This is a genomic window from Streptomyces albidicamelliae (assembly GCF_025642175.1).
Classification (GTDB): Bacteria; Actinomycetota; Actinomycetes; order Streptomycetales; family Streptomycetaceae; genus Streptomyces; species Streptomyces albidocamelliae.
Genome location: NZ_CP106795.1, coordinates 1,906,613 through 1,925,054 on the forward strand (window position 1 = coordinate 1,906,613; position 18,442 = coordinate 1,925,054).

At 74.1% G+C, this 18,442-nt stretch carries 16 protein-coding genes; 3 read left to right on the plus strand and 13 right to left on the minus strand.

The features are described from left to right. Nucleotides 1–151: 151 nt before the first annotated feature. From pheT to infC, 7 genes are all read right to left on the minus strand, one after another. Entirely contained in the window at nucleotides 152–2,665 is a 2,514-nt protein-coding gene (gene pheT / locus N8I86_RS08860; protein ID WP_263277525.1) for a phenylalanine--tRNA ligase subunit beta, read from the minus strand. After that, nucleotides 2,665–3,786 (minus strand): phenylalanine--tRNA ligase subunit alpha, encoded by a 1,122-nt coding sequence (gene pheS, locus N8I86_RS08865; RefSeq protein ID WP_073899616.1) that lies wholly within the window; start codon nucleotides 3,784–3,786, stop codon nucleotides 2,665–2,667. Before pheS ends, pheT begins: the two co-directional genes overlap by 1 nt. A 155-nt stretch (nucleotides 3,787–3,941) precedes the next feature. Next, nucleotides 3,942–5,078, minus strand: a complete 1,137-nt coding sequence (locus N8I86_RS08870; protein WP_263277526.1) for a sensor histidine kinase — start codon at nucleotides 5,076–5,078, stop codon at nucleotides 3,942–3,944. A gap of 50 nt (nucleotides 5,079–5,128) precedes the next feature. Continuing rightward, entirely contained in the window at nucleotides 5,129–5,992 is an 864-nt protein-coding gene (locus tag N8I86_RS08875) for a TrmH family RNA methyltransferase (protein ID WP_263277527.1), read from the minus strand. Between the two features lie 164 nt (nucleotides 5,993–6,156). Next, the gene (gene rplT / locus N8I86_RS08880) at nucleotides 6,157–6,540 is read right to left on the minus strand and encodes a 50S ribosomal protein L20 (RefSeq protein ID WP_014671645.1); all 384 of its coding nucleotides are present in this window, start codon (nucleotides 6,538–6,540) and stop codon (nucleotides 6,157–6,159) included. Nucleotides 6,541–6,646: 106 nt separating this feature from the next. After that, a complete protein-coding gene (gene rpmI, locus N8I86_RS08885) occupies nucleotides 6,647–6,841 on the minus strand; it encodes a 50S ribosomal protein L35 (protein ID WP_004933563.1) in 195 nt (64 codons plus the stop codon). 111 nt (nucleotides 6,842–6,952) lie between these two features. Beyond that, nucleotides 6,953–7,591 carry a translation initiation factor IF-3 gene (gene infC / locus N8I86_RS08890; RefSeq protein WP_078637498.1) on the minus strand — a complete coding sequence of 213 codons (639 nt, stop codon included), beginning with the start codon at nucleotides 7,589–7,591 and terminating at the stop codon, nucleotides 6,953–6,955. A gap of 378 nt (nucleotides 7,592–7,969) precedes the next feature. Between infC and N8I86_RS08895 the strand changes: the two genes are divergently transcribed. After that, nucleotides 7,970–8,326 carry a DUF1844 domain-containing protein gene (locus N8I86_RS08895; RefSeq protein ID WP_073899622.1) on the plus strand — a complete coding sequence of 119 codons (357 nt, stop codon included), beginning with the start codon at nucleotides 7,970–7,972 and terminating at the stop codon, nucleotides 8,324–8,326. 1 nt (nucleotide 8,327) lies between these two features. On the opposite strand, the gene N8I86_RS08900 is transcribed toward N8I86_RS08895, so the two are convergent. Beyond that, the gene (locus N8I86_RS08900; protein ID WP_073900062.1) at nucleotides 8,328–9,059 is read right to left on the minus strand and encodes an SseB family protein; all 732 of its coding nucleotides are present in this window, start codon (nucleotides 9,057–9,059) and stop codon (nucleotides 8,328–8,330) included. A 149-nt stretch (nucleotides 9,060–9,208) separates the two neighbouring features. Between N8I86_RS08900 and N8I86_RS08905 the strand changes: the two genes are divergently transcribed. Beyond that, complete coding sequence (locus tag N8I86_RS08905) at nucleotides 9,209–10,171, plus strand: serine hydrolase (protein ID WP_263277528.1); 963 nt, start codon at nucleotides 9,209–9,211, stop codon at nucleotides 10,169–10,171. A 12-nt stretch (nucleotides 10,172–10,183) separates the two neighbouring features. Here N8I86_RS08905 and mycP read toward each other — a convergent pair whose 3' ends face one another. Together mycP and N8I86_RS08915 are read right to left on the minus strand one after the other, a co-directional pair. Next, entirely contained in the window at nucleotides 10,184–11,362 is a 1,179-nt protein-coding gene (mycP, locus tag N8I86_RS08910; protein ID WP_073899624.1) for a type VII secretion-associated serine protease mycosin, read from the minus strand. Continuing rightward, a complete protein-coding gene (locus N8I86_RS08915) occupies nucleotides 11,359–12,156 on the minus strand; it encodes a hypothetical protein (RefSeq protein WP_263277529.1) in 798 nt (265 codons plus the stop codon). The genes mycP and N8I86_RS08915 overlap by 4 nt, the downstream gene beginning before the upstream one ends. A gap of 1,642 nt (nucleotides 12,157–13,798) precedes the next feature. Here N8I86_RS08915 and N8I86_RS08920 point away from each other — a divergent pair. Next, nucleotides 13,799–15,001: an amino acid deaminase/aldolase gene (locus N8I86_RS08920; protein ID WP_073899626.1), complete on the plus strand. Its 1,203-nt coding sequence runs from the start codon at nucleotides 13,799–13,801 to the stop codon at nucleotides 14,999–15,001. A 20-nt stretch (nucleotides 15,002–15,021) separates the two neighbouring features. Here the strand turns inward: N8I86_RS08920 and N8I86_RS08925 are convergent, their stop codons facing one another. From N8I86_RS08925 to N8I86_RS08935, 3 genes are read right to left on the minus strand one after another with little or no spacing between them, the layout of a single operon-like run. Next, nucleotides 15,022–16,251, minus strand: a complete 1,230-nt coding sequence (locus N8I86_RS08925; protein WP_263277530.1) for an HAD family hydrolase — start codon at nucleotides 16,249–16,251, stop codon at nucleotides 15,022–15,024. 25 nt (nucleotides 16,252–16,276) lie between these two features. After that, a complete protein-coding gene (locus N8I86_RS08930) occupies nucleotides 16,277–17,059 on the minus strand; it encodes a 3-oxoacyl-ACP reductase (protein WP_073899634.1) in 783 nt (260 codons plus the stop codon). Then, on the minus strand, nucleotides 17,056–18,429 hold the full coding sequence (locus tag N8I86_RS08935; protein WP_263277531.1) for an aldehyde dehydrogenase family protein: 1,374 nt from the start codon (nucleotides 18,427–18,429) through the stop codon (nucleotides 17,056–17,058). Before N8I86_RS08935 ends, N8I86_RS08930 begins: the two co-directional genes overlap by 4 nt. Nucleotides 18,430–18,442 lie beyond the last annotated feature (13 nt).

An 18,442-nucleotide genomic window follows, 5' to 3' on the forward strand; every position in this document is an offset into this window, starting at 1 on the left:
TCCGATTCTGTCGACAGGGACGGCCCGGACGGACCTGATCACCCCTGATTCCCACCCGAACGAGTGAGGCGAGCCCGGGCCAACCTGCATTTATGCGGCCGGCCGGTCACGACGACGTCGTTACCGGCCGGCCGCTGAGCCCGGAAGGCGACTAGCCCCGGAGCACCGCCCCGGTGCGCTCGCCCGCGAGGGCGACGGCGGCGTCCCGCGCGGCCGAGGCCTCGTCGACGGTCAGCGTCCGGTCACCGGCGCGGAACCGCAGCGCGTACGCCAGCGACTTCTTCCCGTCGCCGAGCTGCTCGGCGTTCTCGTACACGTCGAACAGCCGGATGGACTCGAGGAGTTCACCCGCGCCCTCCCGCAGCGCCGCCTCGACCTCCGCCGCCGGCACCGGCCGGTCGACGACGAGCGCGACATCCTGCGTGGCGACCGGGAACGTGGAGATCCGCGGGGCCTGGGGTACGCCGTCGCCCACGGACTCCAGCGCGTCCAGGTTCAGCTCCATCGCGCTGGTGCGCTCGGGCAGGCCCAGCGCCTTCAGGACCCGCGGGTGCAGCTCTCCGGCATGGCCGACGACCTGCTCGGTGCCGTCGGCGACGACCACCAGCTCCGCGCAGCGGCCTGGGTGCCACGGGCCGTACTGACCCTTGCGGACGACCAGTTCGGCACCGGCCTCCCGGGCGACGGCGCGTCCGGCCTCCACCGCGTCGGCCCAGTCGGCCGGACGGCCCTTGCCCCACCAGCCGGCCTGCTCGCGGCCGCCCGCGAGGACGACGGCCACGTGCCGGGGCTGCTCGGGCAGCACGGCGTTCAGCGCGGCGATCTCCTCGTCGGTGGGACGCCGGTCGACGGACAGGTGCGTGGCGGTCCCCGGCTCCTCGCGCGGGTGGAAGACCAGACCCGTCTCGAAGAGGGCCAGGTCGTGCGCGCCCCGGCCGTCGTTGCGGCGCAGCGCGCCGAGCAGGCCCGGCAGCAGCGTCGTACGGAGCGCGGGCTCCTCGTCGTTGAGCGGGTTGACCAGCTTCACGACGCGGCGGGCCGTGTCGTCCGGCTCCAGTCCGAGCTGGTCGAAGACCTGCTCGCCGACGAACGGGTAGTTCGGCGCCTCGACGTAGCCCGCGCCGGCCAGCGCGCGGCCGACCCGGCGGTGCAGCCGCTGGCGGTGGGTCAGCCCGCGTCCCGAGGGGAGCTTGGGCAGCGTGGAGGGCAGGTTCTCGTAGCCCTCCAGGCGGATGACCTCTTCGGCCAGGTCGTTCGCCTCGGCGAGGTCGGGCCGCCAGGACGGGACGGTGACGACGAGCTCGTCCTGCCCGATGACGTCGCAGCCGACCTGCTGGAGCCGGCGCACGACCGTCTCGCGGCCGTAGTCGACGCCCGCGACCTTGTCCGGGTGGTCGGCCGGGATCGTCACGGTGTGCGGGGCCGAGGGCGCGACGATCTCGGTGACGCCGGCCTCGGCCGTGCCGCCCGCGAGGAGCACCAGCAGGTCGACCGTGCGCTGCGCGGCGGCGGCCGCGGCCTGCGGGTCGACGCCGCGCTCGAAGCGGCGGGACGCCTCGGACAGCAGCTTGTGCCGGCGTGCGGTGCGGGCGATCGAGACGGCGTTGAAGTGGGCCGCCTCGATGACCACGTCCGTGGTGGCGTTCTGGAGGTCGTCGTGGTCGGCGATCTCCGTGTTGGCGCCGCCCATGACTCCGGCGAGGCCGATGGGGCCGCGGTCGTCGGTGATGACGAGGTCGTCGGCGTGCAGCTTGCGCTCGACGCCGTCGAGGGTGACGAGCTTCTCGCCCTCCTCGGCCCGGCGCACGCCGATGGTGCCCTGGACGAGCCGGCGGTCGTAGGCGTGCAGCGGCTGGCCCAGCTCCATCATCACGTAGTTCGTGACGTCGACGGCGAGCGAGATCGGCCGCATGCCGACCTTCTGCAGCCGGCGCTGGAGCCAGATCGGGGAGCGTGCCTCGGGGCTCAGGCCGGTGACCGTGCGGGCGGTGAAGCGGTCACAGCCCGCGGGGTCGGAGACCTTCACCGGGTAGCCGAAGGCGTTCGGGGCCGGTACGTCGATCAGGGCCGGGTCGCGCAGCGGCAGGCCGTAGGCGATGGCGGTCTCGCGGGCGACGCCGCGGATGGACAGGCAGTCGCCGCGGTTGGCGGTGACGGCGATGTCCAGGACCTCGTCGACCAGCTCCAGCAGCTCGACGGCGTCCTTGCCGACCTCGGTCTCCGGCGGCAGCACGATGATGCCGTGGGTGCCGTCGTCGCCCATGCCCAGCTCGTCCGTGGAGCAGATCATGCCGTGGGACGTCTTGCCGTAGGTCTTGCGGGCGGCGATGGAGAACCCGCCGGGGAGCGTGGCGCCGGGGAGGACCACGACGACCTTGTCGCCGACCGCGAAGTTGCGGGCGCCGCAGACGATCTCCTGGGGCTCGCCGGTGCCGTTGGCCCGACCGACGTCGACGGTGCAGAAGCGGATCGGCTTCTTGAAGCCCTCCAGCTCCTCGATGGTCAGCACCTGGCCGACGACGAGCGGCCCCTTGAGGTCGGCGCCGAGCTGTTCGACCGTCTCGACCTCCAGACCGGCCGAGATGAGCTTGGCCTGGACGTCGCGACCGGTCTCGGTGGCCGGCAGGTCGACGTACTCCCGCAGCCAGGAAAGCGGGACCCGCATCAGATCTCCATCCCGAAGGGCCGGGTGAACCGGACGTCACCTTCGACCATGTCTCGCATGTCTTCGACGTTGTGGCGGAACATCAGCATCCGCTCGATGCCGAACCCGAAGGCGAAGCCGCTGTACTTCTCCGGGTCGACACCGCAGGCGGCCAGCACCCGCGGGTTGACCATGCCGCAGCCGCCGAGCTCGATCCAGCCCTCGGACGAGCAGGTGCGGCAGGGCCGGTCGGGGTTGCCGACGGACTCGCCCTTGCACACGTAGCAGAGCATGTCCATCTCGGCGCTCGGCTCGGTGAAGGGGAAGAAGTTGGGCCGCAGCCGGGTCTTCATGCCCTCGCCGAACAGGGACTGGACCATGTGGTCGAGGGTGCCCTTGAGGTCGGCCATGGTCAGGCCCTCGTCCACGGCGAGCAGCTCGACCTGGTGGAAGACGGGCGTGTGGGTCGCGTCCAGCTCGTCCGTGCGGTAGACGCGGCCGGGGCAGATCACGTAGACCGGCAGCTCACGGTCGAGCAGGGAGCGGATCTGCACCGGCGAGGTGTGGGTGCGCAGCACCACACCGGACTCGGTGCCGCCGTCCGGGCCCTGGACGAAGAAGGTGTCGGCCTCGCCGCGGGCCGGGTGGTCCGGGCCGATGTTGAGGGCGTCGAAGTTGAACCACTCCGCCTCGACCTGCGGGCCCTCGGCGACCTCGTAGCCCATGGCCACGAAGATGTCCTCGATGCGGTCCGAGAGCGTGGTCAGCGGGTGGCGGGCACCGGCCGGCACGCGGTCGTAGGGGAGCGTGACGTCGACGTCCTCCTCCACCAGCACGCGGGCGTCCCGCTCCGCCTCCAGCTCGGTCTGACGGCCGGCGAGGGCCTTGTTCACGGCGCCGCGGGCCATGCCGACGCGCTTGCCGGCCTCGGCCTTGGCGTGCGGGGGCAGGGCGCCGATCTCGCGGTTGGCGAGCGCCAGCGGGGAGGCGGGGCCGGTGTGGGCGACCTTGGCCTCGTGCAGCGCGTCGAGGGAGTCCGCGGCGGCGAAGGCGGCGAGCGCCTCGTCCCGCATGCGCTCGATCTCTTCCGGTTTCAACGCCTCGACCTCGACAGGGTCGTACGACTTATTGGGTGCCGACATCTCTTCCCGTACTTCCGTTTGTCCCCCAGCTGACGCTGGGAGGTGCCCCCAGGCGGATGGTCCCCGTCACCGACTCGTGCGGGCCGTGCGCAGGACACAAAGGTGCCAAAGGCCGAGTCTAACGGGGTGGAGGTGTACGAAGAGCCCGTGGGCCGTCAGGCGAGATACGCCGGAGTCGCCACGGGCAACGTAAATCGGAACTCGGCGCCGCCGCCGGGCGCACGGCCGACCGTGATGGTGCCGCCGTGGGCCTCCACGATGCCCTTGACGATGTAGAGCCCGAGGCCGGTTCCGCCGCGCTTGCTGCCCCGCCAGAAGCGGGTGAAGACGCGGTTCATGGATTCCTCCGGGATGCCGGGCCCTTCGTCGCTCACCGTGACCGACGTGCCTGTCTCCTCGCCCTCGCGGGGGGACGCCGAGGGCGTGACGTCAATGGTGACGGTTCCCTCGCCGTGCCGCACCGCATTTTCGATGAGGTTGCTGAGCACCTGGTCGACCTTGTCGGGGTCGGCCCACAGGGCGGGCAGCGGCTGTTCGAGGCGCAGCAGGAAGCGGTCGGCCCGCTGGCCGGCGGCGACGTAGGCCTGGATGTGCCGGGAGACGGCGGCGCCGATGTCGACGGGCTGGCGGCGCACCTCCAGCCGCCCGGAGTCGATCCGGGAGATGTCCAGCAGCTCGGCGATGAGCCGGGTCACCCGGTCGGCGTCGGCGTCGACGGTCTCCAGCATCAGCCGCTTCTGGTCGTCGGTGAACCGTTCCCACTTGGCGAGCAGGGTGGCCGTGAAGCCCTTCACGGAGGTCAGCGGCGAGCGCAGTTCGTGGGCGACGGTGGCGATGAGTTCGGCGTGGCTGCGTTCGGTGCGGCGGCGCGCCTCGGTGTCGCGCAGGGAGACGACCACGCGCCGCACGGGTGCGAGGGGGGCGTCGCGCACGTACCGGGCGGAGACCAGCACCTCGCGGCCGCCGGGCAGCAGCAGGTTGCGCTCCGGCTGCCGGACCCGGATCGCGAGCCCGCCGTAGGGGTCCGTGAGCTGCCACCAGCGCCGGCCCTCCAGGTCCTCCAGGGGCAGCGCCTTCTCCAGGGGCAGCCCGAGGACGTCGGCGGCGGACACGGCGGTGATGCGGGCGGCGGCGGCGTTGAAACGGACGACCCGGCCCCGCTCGTCGGCGACGACCAGACCGTCGGGCAGCTGGTCGGGGTCCATGCAGAGGCCGGCCTCACCGTGCGGGGGCGCGGGAGTGCCCGGCGTGTCCCGTCCCTCCGGCGCAGCGTTCGTGCCGGCCACACTCATCCCCGTACCCCACCTCTCAGACGGCGCAGGGCCCCGAGTGGGTCACCCTACTAGCTCTGGGTGACGGAGCGGCACCCTCCGGAGGCGCGCTGTGCACGGGCCGACGCGTAGAGACATACGGCGGCGGCGGTCGCCAGGTTCAGGCTCTCGGCCTTCCCGTGGATGGGGACGCGCACGACGGCGTCGGCGAGGGCGCGGGTCTCCTCCGGGAGCCCCCAGGCCTCGTTCCCGAACACCCAGGCGGTCGGCCCGCCCATGCAGCCCTTGTCCAGTTCCTCGTCGAGGTCGTGGTCCCCCGCGCCGTCGGCGGCGAGGATGCGCACACCGGCGTCCTGCAGTCCGGCGACGGCCCGCTCGACGGGTACGCCGACGGCGACGGGCAGGTGGAAGTGCGAGCCGACGGAGGCCCGTACGGCCTTCGGGTTGTACAGGTCGACGGAGGCGTCGGTGAGGATCACGGCCTCGGCGCCGGCGGCGTCGGCGCAGCGGAGCACGGTGCCGGCGTTCCCCGGGTCGCGTACGTGGGCGAGCACGGCGACGAGCCGCGGCCGGGCGGCGAGGATGTCCTCGAACGGGGTGTCCAGGAACCGGCAGACCCCGACCAGGCCCTGCGGGGTGACGGTGGTGGAGATCTCGGCGATGACCTCCTCGGCGGCGAGGTGCACCCGGGCACCGGCGCCGCGCGCCGCGCCGACGATGTCGGCGTACCGCTCGGCGGCCTCGACCGTGGCGAACAGCTCGACGAGGGTCGCGGTCCCGTCCGGGCCCCGGTGCGCCGCGGCCTCCCGCACGGCCTGCGGCCCCTCCGCGAGGAACAGCCGGTCCTTGCCCCGGAAGTTCCGCTTGGCGAGCCGGCGCGCGGCCAGGACACGCGCGGACCGGGACGAGATCAGCTCAGGAGACACGGACGGCATCCTCGTACCTTCGAAAAGTCATGGCGCCCCGGAAGGGGCGCGGGGAACTGCGCGGGCGACCACGACGAGCCCGCGGCCGCGACGGCAGCCGGAACCAAACAACAGGACCCGCAAGCCATGACAGCCTGCGGGTCCAGTGAGCGTCGGCTAGAGCCAGCGCGGCGTCACGCGGCCTTCGGCGCGTTGACGTCCGAGGGCAGCGCCTTCTGCGCGACCTCGACGAGCGCGGCGAAGGCGCTCGCGTCGTTGACGGCCAGCTCGGCCAGGATCTTGCGGTCGACCTCGACGTTCGCGGCCTTCAGACCCTGGATGAAGCGGTTGTAGGTGATGCCGTTGGCGCGGGCAGCGGCGTTGATGCGCTGGATCCACAGCTGACGGAAGTCGCCCTTGCGCTTCTTGCGGTCGTTGTAGTTGTAGACCAGCGAGTGGGTGACCTGCTCCTTGGCCTTGCGGTACAGGCGCGAACGCTGACCGCGGTAGCCGGAGGCCTGCTCGAGGATCGCCCGGCGCTTCTTGTGGGCGTTGACTGCCCGCTTGACGCGTGCCACTTGTTAACTCCTTGTAGCGGGGTCGTGGGGGGTACTCACACGACCCGGAAACGACTGGGTCCCGGTCCTGACGTACGGCGCTCGGCGAATGGTGAGCGCCGGTGCGTCACTTGCCGAGAAGCTTCTTGATCTTCGCGGCGTCGCCCGGGGCCATCTCGGCGTTGCCGGTGAGGCGACGCGTGACGCGGGACGACTTGTGCTCGAGCAGGTGGCGCTTGCCGGCGCGCTCGCGGAGCACCTTGCCGGAGCCGGTGACCTTGAAGCGCTTGCTGGCACCGCTGTGCGACTTGTTCTTCGGCATAGCGCCGTTCTCTCCTCGTCGGTGGCGCTCCGATGCCCGGTCGTGAAACCGGGCACGGTGGAGCGTCGCTCTTGTTTCGGTTACATCCTCGGGGACACGGGTCCCCCGGGATCACGCCTCGGCAGGCTCCTCGGACGGCGCCTCGGCCTCGGCAGGGTTCTGCGACTTACCGGGGTTCGCCTTCGCCTCGGCCTTGCGGGCCTCCTGCGCCTGACGGGCCTCGGCCATCGCCTCGGTCTTCTTCTTGTGCGGACCGAGAACCATGATCATGTTTCGGCCGTCCTGCTTCGGGTTCGACTCCACGAAGCCGAGGTCCTGGACGTCCTCCGCGAGACGCTGCAGCAGTCGGTAGCCCAGCTCGGGCCGGGACTGCTCGCGACCACGGAACATGATCGTGATCTTGACCTTGTCGCCCTGCTTGAGGAACCGTACGACGTGACCCTTCTTGGTGTCATAGTCGTGCGGGTCGATCTTCGGCCGGAGCTTCATCTCCTTGATGACCGTGTGCGCCTGGTTCTTGCGCGCCTCACGGGCCTTCATGGCCGACTCGTACTTGAACTTCCCGTAGTCCATGAGCTTGCACACGGGCGGACGGGCGTTCGCCGCGACCTCGACCAGGTCCAGGTCGTACTCCTGCGCAAGCTCCAGTGCCTTCGCGAGCGGGACGATGCCCACCTGCTCACCACTGGGACCGACAAGTCGCACCTCGGGAACGCGAATCCGGTCGTTGATGCGGGGCTCGGCGCTGATGGATCCTCCTCGGTAGCACCACGCGACGGTCTGGCGGACAGCCGCGTAACGTCTTGTTCCTGCGACCCAACCGCACCGAGGCACAAAAAATGCCCCGGTACGATCACAGGCGGGCTCCAATGACTACCGGAGCACCGCCGCGATGCCGCGGGGCGCGCTTTCGGGCGACTCCATCGTCCGTACGGAACGATGGTGGCCGCCTGACCGGGGACCCGCCGTCCCGGAGGACGGTCAGGTGGGAGATCGGAGCCTCCACTTGTGGGCCGGATGCCCTGATTCTGCTCATGGCATGTCCGGCCGGTCGTCCACCAGGTTAGCAGGATCGCTTGACAAGGGCTAATTGAGGGAGGCCGGGCCGGACCGCCTATCGTGTGGGGCATGAGTGACACCCCTGCCGAGTCCCCCGATTTCGACGCGATGACCCGGGACATCGCCGAGGTCCCCGCCGTCGAGGTGATCGTGACGGTCGCCGTCAACCTGATGAGCGCCGCCGCCGTGAAGCTCGGGCTCAGCGAGGAGGGCGACAAGTACAAGGACCTCGACGAGGCCCGCAAGCTGATCACCGCGCTCGCCGGCCTGCTGGACGCGGGCGCGACCGAGGTCAGCTCCTTCCACGCGGCACCGCTGCGCGACGGTCTGAAGTCGCTGCAGCTGGCGTTCCGCGAGGCGTCGATCGTCCCGGACGAGCCGGGCCAGGGCCCCGGTGAGAAGTACACCGGGCCCGTCTACAGCTGATCTACTCCTTCACGTACAGGGGCTCGCCCGGAGGCGTCGTCCCGGCCGGCAGCAGTGCCAGGTCGAGGCCGCGCACCAGGCGGGCCCTCAGTGTTTCGTCGGCCGCGAGCCGCTCGGCGACCGCGCGGGCGGCCTCGGCGGGCGCGGCGGCCGGGTCGAGGACCAGCGCGAGGGTGCCGTCGGCCCGTCCGGGCCCGAGGTGGGCGCGGAGCACGGCGGGCTCGGCCGCCACGGCCGTACGGACGGCCTCGACGACGGCCGGGTCCGCGAGCGGGTCGGTGCTGGTGCGCCCCTCGGCGAGGGCGAGCAGCGCGGGCCCGGTCAGCTCGAACGGCACGGGCCCGGCGAGGTCCAGGACGACGGTGTCCGCCTTCTCGTGCGCGGCGGCCTCCAGGGCCTGGTGCAGGGGTACGGCGACCGGGCGCGCCGCGGGGTCCCAGCGGGCGAGGGAGTCGGTCGAGGTGAAGGCCGGCAGAGCGGTGCGGTGGCCGGCCTTCAGGGTGGGTACGGCCATGTCGCTGGTCTTCTCGCGGCGCAGCCCGTTCTCGTCCTCCTCGACCTCGCCGAGCACGGCGACGACGGGGACCAGCAGCCGGGCGCCCCTGAGCGCCTCCAGGACGGGGCCGGACGCGCCGCGGTCCTCGGCCCAGGCGGCGAGCGCCGCGGTCAGCCGCGGGTCGGCGGAGCCGTCGTCGTCGGAGAAGCCGGGGTCGGGGATGTTCTTGTTCGCCACGGTCACCGACCCTATAGGGGGGCGCACCCCGGGCCCGTACGGGGCCGGGCCTCCCGTCGCCCGGTCCGCACAGGAATCTCCGTGTTCCCTGATCCGGGTCCCAGGTCCGGCTCAGGGGGCGCACAGTCCGGGCGCCGAGCATCGCGGGCATGGAGTCCCCCCGAGCCCGCCGCGCTGGCCCTGCGCGCCCGTCCCCGCGCCGCCCCCTTCTCGCCGGCGCACTCGCCGCCGTCGCCGTGACCGCGGTCGTGGCCGGCGGCTCGGTGTACGTGCGCACGCGGGCGCACCCGGTGCCCGCGGCCGTATCGTCGGCGGCGAAGCCCTCGGCCTCCCCCTCGGCCGGGGCGGGCGAGGAGGCATCGGTGGAGCCCGTGACCGGGCCCGCGGCGGTGGACCGGAAGGCGCTGCTGAGCAGGGCGATGGCGAAGGTGGCCGTGCCGTCGGGCGCGGCGGTGTCGGTGGCGGTGATGGAGCTGGGCTCCGGTGAGAGCGCCGTGCACGGGGACGGGGCCTTCGACTCGGCGAGCATCGTCAAGGTCGACATCCTGGCCGCGCTGCTGCTCCAGGCGCAGGACGCGGGCAGGCGGCTGACGGCGGCCGAGCGGGCGTGGGCCACGAAGATGATCGAGAACAGCGACAACGCGTCCGCGACCGGGCTGTGGCACGCGATCGGCGGCGCGGAGGGGCTGGACGCGGCGAACGCGCGGTTCGGGCTGACCGGGACCTCGGGGGGGTCCGGGGATCTGTGGGGGCTGACGCAGACGACGGCCGCCGACCAACTGGCGCTGCTGGAGCAGGTTTTCGGGGACGAGTCGCTGCTGAGCACCGCGTCGCGGACGTATGTGCGGGGGCTGATGCGGGGGGTGGAGGCCGATCAGCGGTGGGGGGTCTCGGCCGCCGCGACGGGCGGTTCCTCCGCGCTGAAGAACGGGTGGCTGCCGCGGAGTTCGACCGGGCTGTGGGTCGTGAACAGCATCGGGCGGGTGACGGTGGACTCGGCCGGGTACCTGGTGGCGGTGCTGTCCCGGGGGACGGTGACGCAGGCGAAGGGGATCGCGCTGGTGGAGGCCGCGGCCGAGGCCGCGGTGGGGTCGTTCGCGTCGGTTCCGTAGGGGCCATGCGCCCTACGGTGCGGACCTGCGTCCCCGCCAGAGGATCACGCCCGCCACCAGGAGCACTGCCCCGAGGCCGCCGGCGAGCGGGGCCGCCCAGTCGGCGGTGCTGCCGGTGGACCTGGGGGCGTCCGGTCCGGGACCGAAGTACGTGCCGTCGTAGGCCGCCGCGTGGAGGCCCTGCGGCTTGAGGCGGGCGGCCGACCGGAGGGCCGCCGCGGGGTCGATCATGCCGAAGCCGCGGGAGTCGTCGCGGCCGCCCACCGGGGCGTCCCGGGCGCTGTCCTCCAGGAGCTTCTTGACCTGGGCCGGCTTCAGGTCGGGGTGGGCGGCCCTGACCAGGGCCGCCACGCCGGAGACGAACGCCGACGCCGCGCTCGTGCCCCAGCCCTCGTAGTACTTGTGGTCGGGGTCGGCGATGACGACGCCGACGCCCGGCGCGCTGACCGCGGCGTACCAGCGGCGGGTGGAGAAGGAGGCGCGGGTGCCGTAGCGGTCGACGGCGGTGGCGGCGATGACGCCGGGGTAGGCGGCCGGGTAGGAGACGTGGTCGCCCTTGGCGCCGCCGTTGCCCGCGGAGGCCACGACGACGACGCCCTTCTTCAGGGCGTACTGCACGGCCTCGTCCTCGCCGGGTTCCGGGTGGGCGGAGTCGGAGTCGTCGCCGAGGGAGAGGTTGATGACGTCGGCGCCGTGGTCGGCGGCCCAGCGGATGCCGTCGGCGAGGGCGTTGCCGCGGGTGGTGCGGGCCTTCGTGCGGGCGGAGTCGCCGTCCTCCAGGATGACCCGGACCGGCAGGATCTTCGCCTCCGGGGCGACGCCCAGCACGCCGTCGGTGTCGCCGGGTCCGTGGCCGTGTCCGGCGATGATGCCGGCCATGGCGGTGCCGTGCCGGGCCCAGTCGCGGTCGCCCGGACCGGCGCCGAAGCCGATCATGTCCTTGGTGGGCAGCACGTTTCCGGCGAGGTCGGGGTGGTCGGCCTCGACGCCGGTGTCCAGGACGGCGACGGTGACGCCGCGGCCCTTGGTGGTCTGCCAGGCCTCGGTCAGGTGGAGCGCGGACAGGGCCCACTGCTGGGCGCGGATGCCGTCGGCGTGGGCGGCGGTGGCCGGCAGCAGGACGAGGGAGCCGGCGAGCAGCGCGCTCACCGCGGCTCCGGTACGGCGGCGGGCGGGTGTCGATCGCCTCATGAGGGTTTCTCCGTGGCCGTGCCGATGGTCCGGCGCAGGCGCCGTTCGATGCGGTCGGCCAGGCCCTGGGCCTCGTTGCCGAGGCCCGCCTGGGCCGGTGCCGTGGTGGCGCCGGAGCGGGCCGCTTCCGCGGCGGGCTGCGGTGAGTCGACCGTACGGCCGTCGGCCCAGCCGGAGACGGCGAAGGCGACGACGGGTGCGTCGGTGACGACGGAGACGGTCCAGGAGGCGCGCTGCGCGTCGCCGAAGTGGGCGGCGACCGTGCCCTTGGCCGCGTAGGGCCGGGGGATCAGGTCGTTGCGCCGGTCCAGGCGTTCGTCGTCGAAGCGCCGGGCGAGCGCGGACATGGCGGCGGGGTCGGCCTTGGTGAACAGCAGGCCGACGGTGGTGACGTAGCTCTGCGTGGCGTCGGTGTAGGTGGCCCGCAGGAGCCGCCGGCAGCCGACGGGGGCGAGGACCTTCCGCAGCAGCGGGTCGAAGGCCTGGGCGCAGCCGCTGTCCGGGGCCACGGCGACACGGGTCCAGGTGCGGTCGGCGCCGCCGGGTCCGGCGCCGGTGCCCTCGACGGTCCGGGGGAAGAGCTGGTCGACGGGCACGCTGTGCCACAGCGTGCCGGCGCTCGTGTACGTGTCGCCCGTGACGTCCTCGGTGCCGTCCCCGGTGAGCCAAGTGCCGGTCACGGCGCCGCCGATGAGTCCGAGGCCGAGCACGAGGCAGGCGGCGGCCGCGGCGGTGCGCGGCCGTATCCGCGGGCGCCGGCGCTCGGCGAACGCCTCGGGCTCCGCGAACGACACGTACGGCCGGGCGGCCGACCCGGCGCTCCAGGAGAGCGCGGGGTCCGGCGCGGTGGGCGCGGCCGGCGGCGGGGCGGGGCTCCAGGTGGGCCTTGCCGGGGCCGGCTCGGGGCGCCGGGGAGCGGTGCGCCCGGCGGCCGCCGGTGCGCCGGTGTCCTCGCCGGTACGGCTCTCGGCGGCCGCCGGGGTGGAGGGCGGAGCCGAGCGGATCGGACGGAGCCGGGTCGTCGTCTCGGCGGGGGTCTCCCTCGGGGCCGCCAGGCGGCGGCCGTCCCCGCGGGACGGAGCCGGGCCGTCGTCTCCGGCACGGTCTCCCCCGGCACCGGCGACCCGCCGGGCCGGCGGGCCGGGCCGGTCGCGGCCGCGCGGCGCGCGCTCGGCGGCGCGTCGGGGAAGCGGGCGGACGCGGGCGGCGGAGGCGGACTCACGGGGTCGGCGATCTCGGGCAGGGCGGGAGCCGAAGGGTCCACGGCACGGCCGCGCCCCAGGTCCTCCCCACCCCCGGACACCCACTCGTCCCGAGCGGGGCCCCCGGCGGACGGCCCGACACCGCGACCACCCGCCGACCGCAGATCACCGCCGACAGCACCACCGGCAGCCGGACGCCCGTCACCCGCAGGTCCCCCGGCCGCCGGACGGCCGTCACGCACGGGCCCCCGGCGGGCAGCGGCCCGTCAGCGGCAGCCGCGCCCCCGGGCCGCCGCTGGTCGCGAGCGACACTCCCGGCCTGCGGCCCGACACCGCGACCCCCGCCGACCGCAGGTCACCGCCGACAGCACCACCGGCAGCCGGACGCCCGCCACCCGCAGGTCCCCCGGCCGCCGGACGGCCGTCACGCACGGGCCCCCGGCGGGCAGCGGCCCGTCAGCGGCAGCCGCGCCCCCGGGCCGCCGCTGGTCGCGAGCGACACTCCCGGCCTGCGGCCCGACACCGCGACCCCCGCCGACCGCAGGTCACCGCCGACAGCCGGGCCGCCGCCACGCGCGGGGCCATCGGCGGGCAGCCGGCCGTCGCGGACAGATGCGTCACCGGGCACCCGCCCGGCGCGAGCAGGGCCGGCCGGCAGCCCGTCACCGCGTCCGCCGGAAGCGTCGGCGGCGGCCGGGCGCCCGTGTGCGGAGCCACTGGCGGGCAGCCGGGAGTCGTGGGGGCGGGGCCGGGCGGAGCCGCCCGGGCTTCTGGGGGTGAAGACGGAGGGTTCGTCCTCGGGGTCGGGGGTGTGGGCGGGTGGGACGGGCGGGGCGGGGCGACGTGGGGCGGGCGGGCCTCGCGTGCCGGTGCCGGCGTGCCCTGGGGCGACGGCTCGCGGGCGGTGCCGGGTGGAGTGGAGGGGCGCGGCGGAATCGGGGCGTGGCGCGCTTCCGTGCTCATGCACCCCCCGTTCCCTCGTGCCCGGGCCGCTCTCGTACGCGGGCCGTCCTGCCGCTCGGCCGCGCCCGGTACGGAAGATCCCTCCGGGCACGCATACCCGTACGGCCGGACCGGCATCCCGGTTCAGATGTGCGCCGGGTGCGTTCCGCCGTTCGTGCGCGTCACTCTACGGGTTGCCGGGCACCGGCGGAGAACCCGTGGGCGGCCCCCGGGGGCATCTGCCCGGAACATCCCCCTACCCTGCGGTAGGCCTGTCTGGCAGGCTTCCGTCATGACTGCGCTCGCCGCCGACCGGGCCCGTTACGACCGGGCCACCGCCCATCTCGACGCCCCCCTCGCGATCGTCGATCTGGACGCCTTCGACGCCAACGCGGACGACCTCGTGCGCCGCGCCGCCGGCAAGCCCGTGCGGGTCGCCAGCAAGTCGGTCCGCTGCCGCGCCCTGCTGGAGCGGGTTCTGGCCAGGGACGGCTTCCAGGGCATCATGTCGTTCACCCTCGCCGAGTCGCTGTGGCTCGCGCGGTCCGGGTTCGACGACGTCCTGCTGGCCTACCCGTCGGCCGACCGCGCCGGGTTCGGGGAACTGGCCGCCGATCCGAAGCTCGCCGGTGCCGTCACCGTGATGGTGGACGACCCGGCCCAGCTCGACCTCATCGAGGCGGCGCGCGACGGCGGCCGGGAAGTGGTGCGCGTCTGCCTGGAGTTGGACACCTCGCTGCAGCTGTTCGGCGGCCGGGTGCGGGTCGGGGCCCGGCGCTCGCCGCTGCGCTCCCCCGCGCAACTCGCCGACCTGGCACGCTCGGTGGCCCGGCGGCCGGGTTTCCGGTTGGTGGGGATCATGGCGTACGAGGGGCACATCGCCGGCGTGGGCGACGCGGTGGCCGGCCGGCCGCTGCGTTCCCGGGCGATCCGGCTGATGCAGGCCGCGGCCCGGCGGGAGCTGGCCGAGCGGCGGGCAGCCGTGGTGCGTGCGGTGCGGTCCGTCGTCCCGGACCTGGAGTTCGTCAACGGCGGGGGCACCGGCAGCGTGCAGCAGACCGCCGCCGAGGACGCGGTGACGGAGATCGCCGCCGGTTCGGGGCTGTACGTGCCGCGGCTCTTCGACAACTACACCTCGTTCACGGGCCGTCCGGCCGCCCTGTTCGCGCAGCCGGTCGTCCGGCGGCCCGGGGTGGGCGTCGTCACCGTGCTCGGCGGCGGCTACCCGGCCTCCGGCGCCGCCGGACCGGACCGGCTGCCGGTGCCGTACCTGCCGGAGGGGCTGGCGTACGACCCGCAGGAGGGCCCCGGCGAGGTGCAGACCCCGCTGCTCGGCTCGCCCGCCGACGACCTGCTCATCGGCGACAAGGTGTGGTTCCGGCACGCCAAGGCGGGCGAACTGTGCGAGCGGTTCGAGGTCCTGCACCTGATCGAGGGCGACGCGGTCACGGCGACCGTGCCGACCTACCGGGGCGAGGGCCGGACGTTCCTCTGACCCGCCGCCGGTGCGCGCTGTCAGTGCACGCTGTCCGCCTGGTCCGGCACCACGGTGCCGTCCGGACGGCGCAGGGGCCCGTGGCCGCCGTCGGGGGCGGTGCGGGCGGTGGTCGAGCAGGGGTAGGGCGCGGTCCGGCGCGGCAGCGCCGCGAGGAACATGGGGTTGACCAGCCAGCGGCCGTCCGCGTCGTCGTAGGCCCGGCACATCAGCTCGGGCTTGTTCCGGTTGATCACGAGGTGGGCGCCGGTGGCGTCGCCGACGAAGGTGACGTCGGTGTCGGCGTCGCCGGCGGCGAGGGCGGGACGGAGCCGGGCGGGCTGCCGCTCCCAGGCCCGGGCGCCCCGGACGCCGTAGATCTCCTGGTCGATCCAGCAGCGCTTGCCGTCGATGTACGGGATCACCGCGCCCCGGTCGGCCGGGACGCCGCCGCAGCCCTCGTTGCGGACGGTGATCCGGCCGCGCCGGTCGAGGACGGAGCGGATGGCGATGGTGTGGGCGGCGTCGACGCCGACCGCCCGTGACCAGACCTCGGTGACGGGTTCGGCACCGGCCGAGACGACGTACACCCGGAAGCCGGCCCGCCGGAGGGTGCGGATCAGATCGACCTGCTGGTCGTAGTAGCGGACCGCGGCGGGGACCGTGTGGGTGCCGAGGGTGCGGGTGGCGCCGAGCGGGGCGGCGAGGGCCTCGCGGCGGGCGGCTCGGGCGTAGGAGGCGAGTTCGGCGGGGGTGCGGCCGGCGAAGAGCTGCGGGACCCAGGCGTACTGCGGGACGGTGCGCCGGTGGTTCCAGCGGCCGGCGAAGGCGGGGGCGCCGCTCGTGGTGGTGCCGTTCTCGCGGATCTCCACGATCTCGTCCGTGCAGCGGGGGCGCGTGGACGTCCGCAGGGGTCCGGGGGTGCCCGTGCCGCAGGCCTCGGTGAGGGCGCGGTCGGCGGTGTCCGTCAGCCAGGCGCTGGTGTCCTTCCAGCGGGCGGGGCGCGGCAGCCGGTCGTGCCGGAGCGCCCAGGACAGGGTGGCGTCGGTGACGTCGTTCTTGGTGACGGTGTTGTCCCAGTCGAAGACCGCGACGGCGCCGGAGCGTCCGGAGCAACTGCCGTGGGCGTCGACGACCTGCTGGAGGCGGGCGCGGTTGTCGCCGTACCAGCGGGCGGTCAGGCGGGGGCACTGCCGGGTGGCGGGGTTCGCGGCGGGCGCGGCCGCCAGGACGGCGGCCGCGGCCAGGGTCCACGCGAGAAGGTGTCGCATACGCGTGGACCGTACCGTTCGTCCCCTACAGGGGGGTGACGTACGCGCCGGAGATCCCGCCGTCCACCAGGAAGTCGGTGGCGTTGACGAAGGAGGAGTCGTCGCTGGCGAGGAAGGCGACGGCGGCGGCGATCTCCTCGGCCTCGGCGAACCGTCCGACGGGGATGTGGACGAGGCGGCGGGCGGCCCGCTCCGGATCCTTGGCGAACAGTTCCTGGAGCAGGGGGGTGTTGACCGGGCCGGGGCACAGGGCGTTCACCCGGATGCCCTCCCGGGCGAACTGCACGCCCAGTTCACGGGACATGGCGAGCACGCCGCCCTTGGAGGCGGTGTACGAGATCTGGGAGGTGGCCGCGCCCATCCGGGCCACGAAGGACGCGGTGTTGATGATGGAGCCCCTGCCCTGGCGGCGCATGTAGGGGATGGCGGCCTTGCAGCACAGGTAGACGGAGGTGAGGTTGACCTCCTGGACGCGCTTCCAGGCGTCCAGTCCGGTCTCCAGGATGGAGTCGTCGTCGGGCGGGGAGATGCCGGCGTTGTTGAAGGCGATGTCGACGCTGCCGTAGGTGTCGTGGGCGGCCCTGAAGAGGGCCTCTACCTGCTCGGGGTCGGTGACGTCGGTCTTCACGAAGAGGCCGCCGGTCTCGTCGGCCGCGGCCTTGCCCCGGGTCTCGTCCACGTCGGCGCAGACCACGTGGGCGCCCTCGGAGGCGAGCCTGCGGGCGGCGGCGAGGCCGATGCCGCTGCCGGCTCCGGTGACGACGGCGGTACGGCCGACCAGGCGGCGGCAAACGGTGGTGTCGGTCACTGTGCGGGGCCCTCCGTGCTGATGAAGACGTTCTTGGTCTCGGTGAAGGCGGTCAGGGCGTCGGGGCCGAGTTCCCGGCCGAGGCCGGACTGCTTGAAGCCGCCGAACGGGGTCCAGTAGCGGACGCTGGAGTGGGAGTTGACGGAGAGGTTGCCCGCGCCTACGGCCCGCGAGACGCGCAGGGCGCGGCCCAGGTCGCGGGTCCAGACGGAGCCGGAGAGGCCGTAGGGGGTGTCGTTGGCGAGACGGACGGCGTCGGCCTCGTCGGCGAACGGCAGGAGGACGGCGACGGGACCGAAGATCTCCTCGCGGGCGGCCCGGCCGTCCGGCCGTTCCCCGGTGAGGACGGTCGGCGGGAACCAGAATCCCGGGCCTTCGGGGGCGGTGCCGCGCAGGGCCGGGGCGTCCTCGGGGACGTAGGAGCGGACGCGGTCCAGCTGCTGCCGGGAGATCAGCGGGCCCATCTGCGTCTTGTCGTCGGCCGGGTCGCCCACGACGACGGCGGCCAGCGCCTCGGCGAGGAACGCGCGGGCCTCCTCGAACACCGACTCCTGCACCAGGACGCGGGTGCGGGCGCAGCAGTCCTGGCCGGAGTTGTCCAGGAAGGAGAAGGGGTCGAGGGCGGCTTCCAGGTCGGCGTCGGCGAAGACCACGTTGGGGCTCTTGCCGCCGAGTTCCAGGGTGACCGGTTTGACCAGGCGGGCGCAGCGCTCCATGACCTCGCGGCCGGTGGACGTGGAGCCGGTGAACACGATCTTGGCGACGTCGGGGTGGTCCACCAGGGCGCGTCCGGCGGTGTGGCCGTGGCCGGGCAGCACCTGGAACACGTGCTCGGGCAGGCCCGCCTCCAGGGCGAGTCCGGCGAGGCGGAGCGCGGTGAGGGGGGTGGTCTCGGCGGGCTTGAGGACGACCGCGTTGCCCGCCGCCAGCGCCGGGAAGGAGCCCCAGGCGGCGATCGGCATCGGGAAGTTCCAGGGGGCGATGACGCCGACGACGCCCAGGGGCTCGTGGAAGGTGACGTTGAAGCCGCCGGGCGCCGGGATCTGTGCGCCGAGCAGGCGTTCGGCGCCGCCGGCCGCGTACAGGAGCAGGTCGCGGGCGTTGCCGGCCTCCCAGCGGGCGTTGCCGACGGTGTGGCCGGCCTCGCGGACCTCCAGCTGGGCGAGTTCCTCCAGGTGCGCGTCGACCGTGTCGGCGAACCGGCGGAGCAGCCGGGCCCGGTCGGCGCCGGCGAGGGCGGCCCACCGGGCCTGGGCGCGTAGGGCGCGTACGACGGCGGTGTCGACGTCCTCGGCGCTCGCCGCGGGGACGGTGGCGACGGTCTCCTCGGTGGCGGGGTTGAGGACCGTCAGCTCGTGCGGGTCGGACACGTGGTGGCCTTTC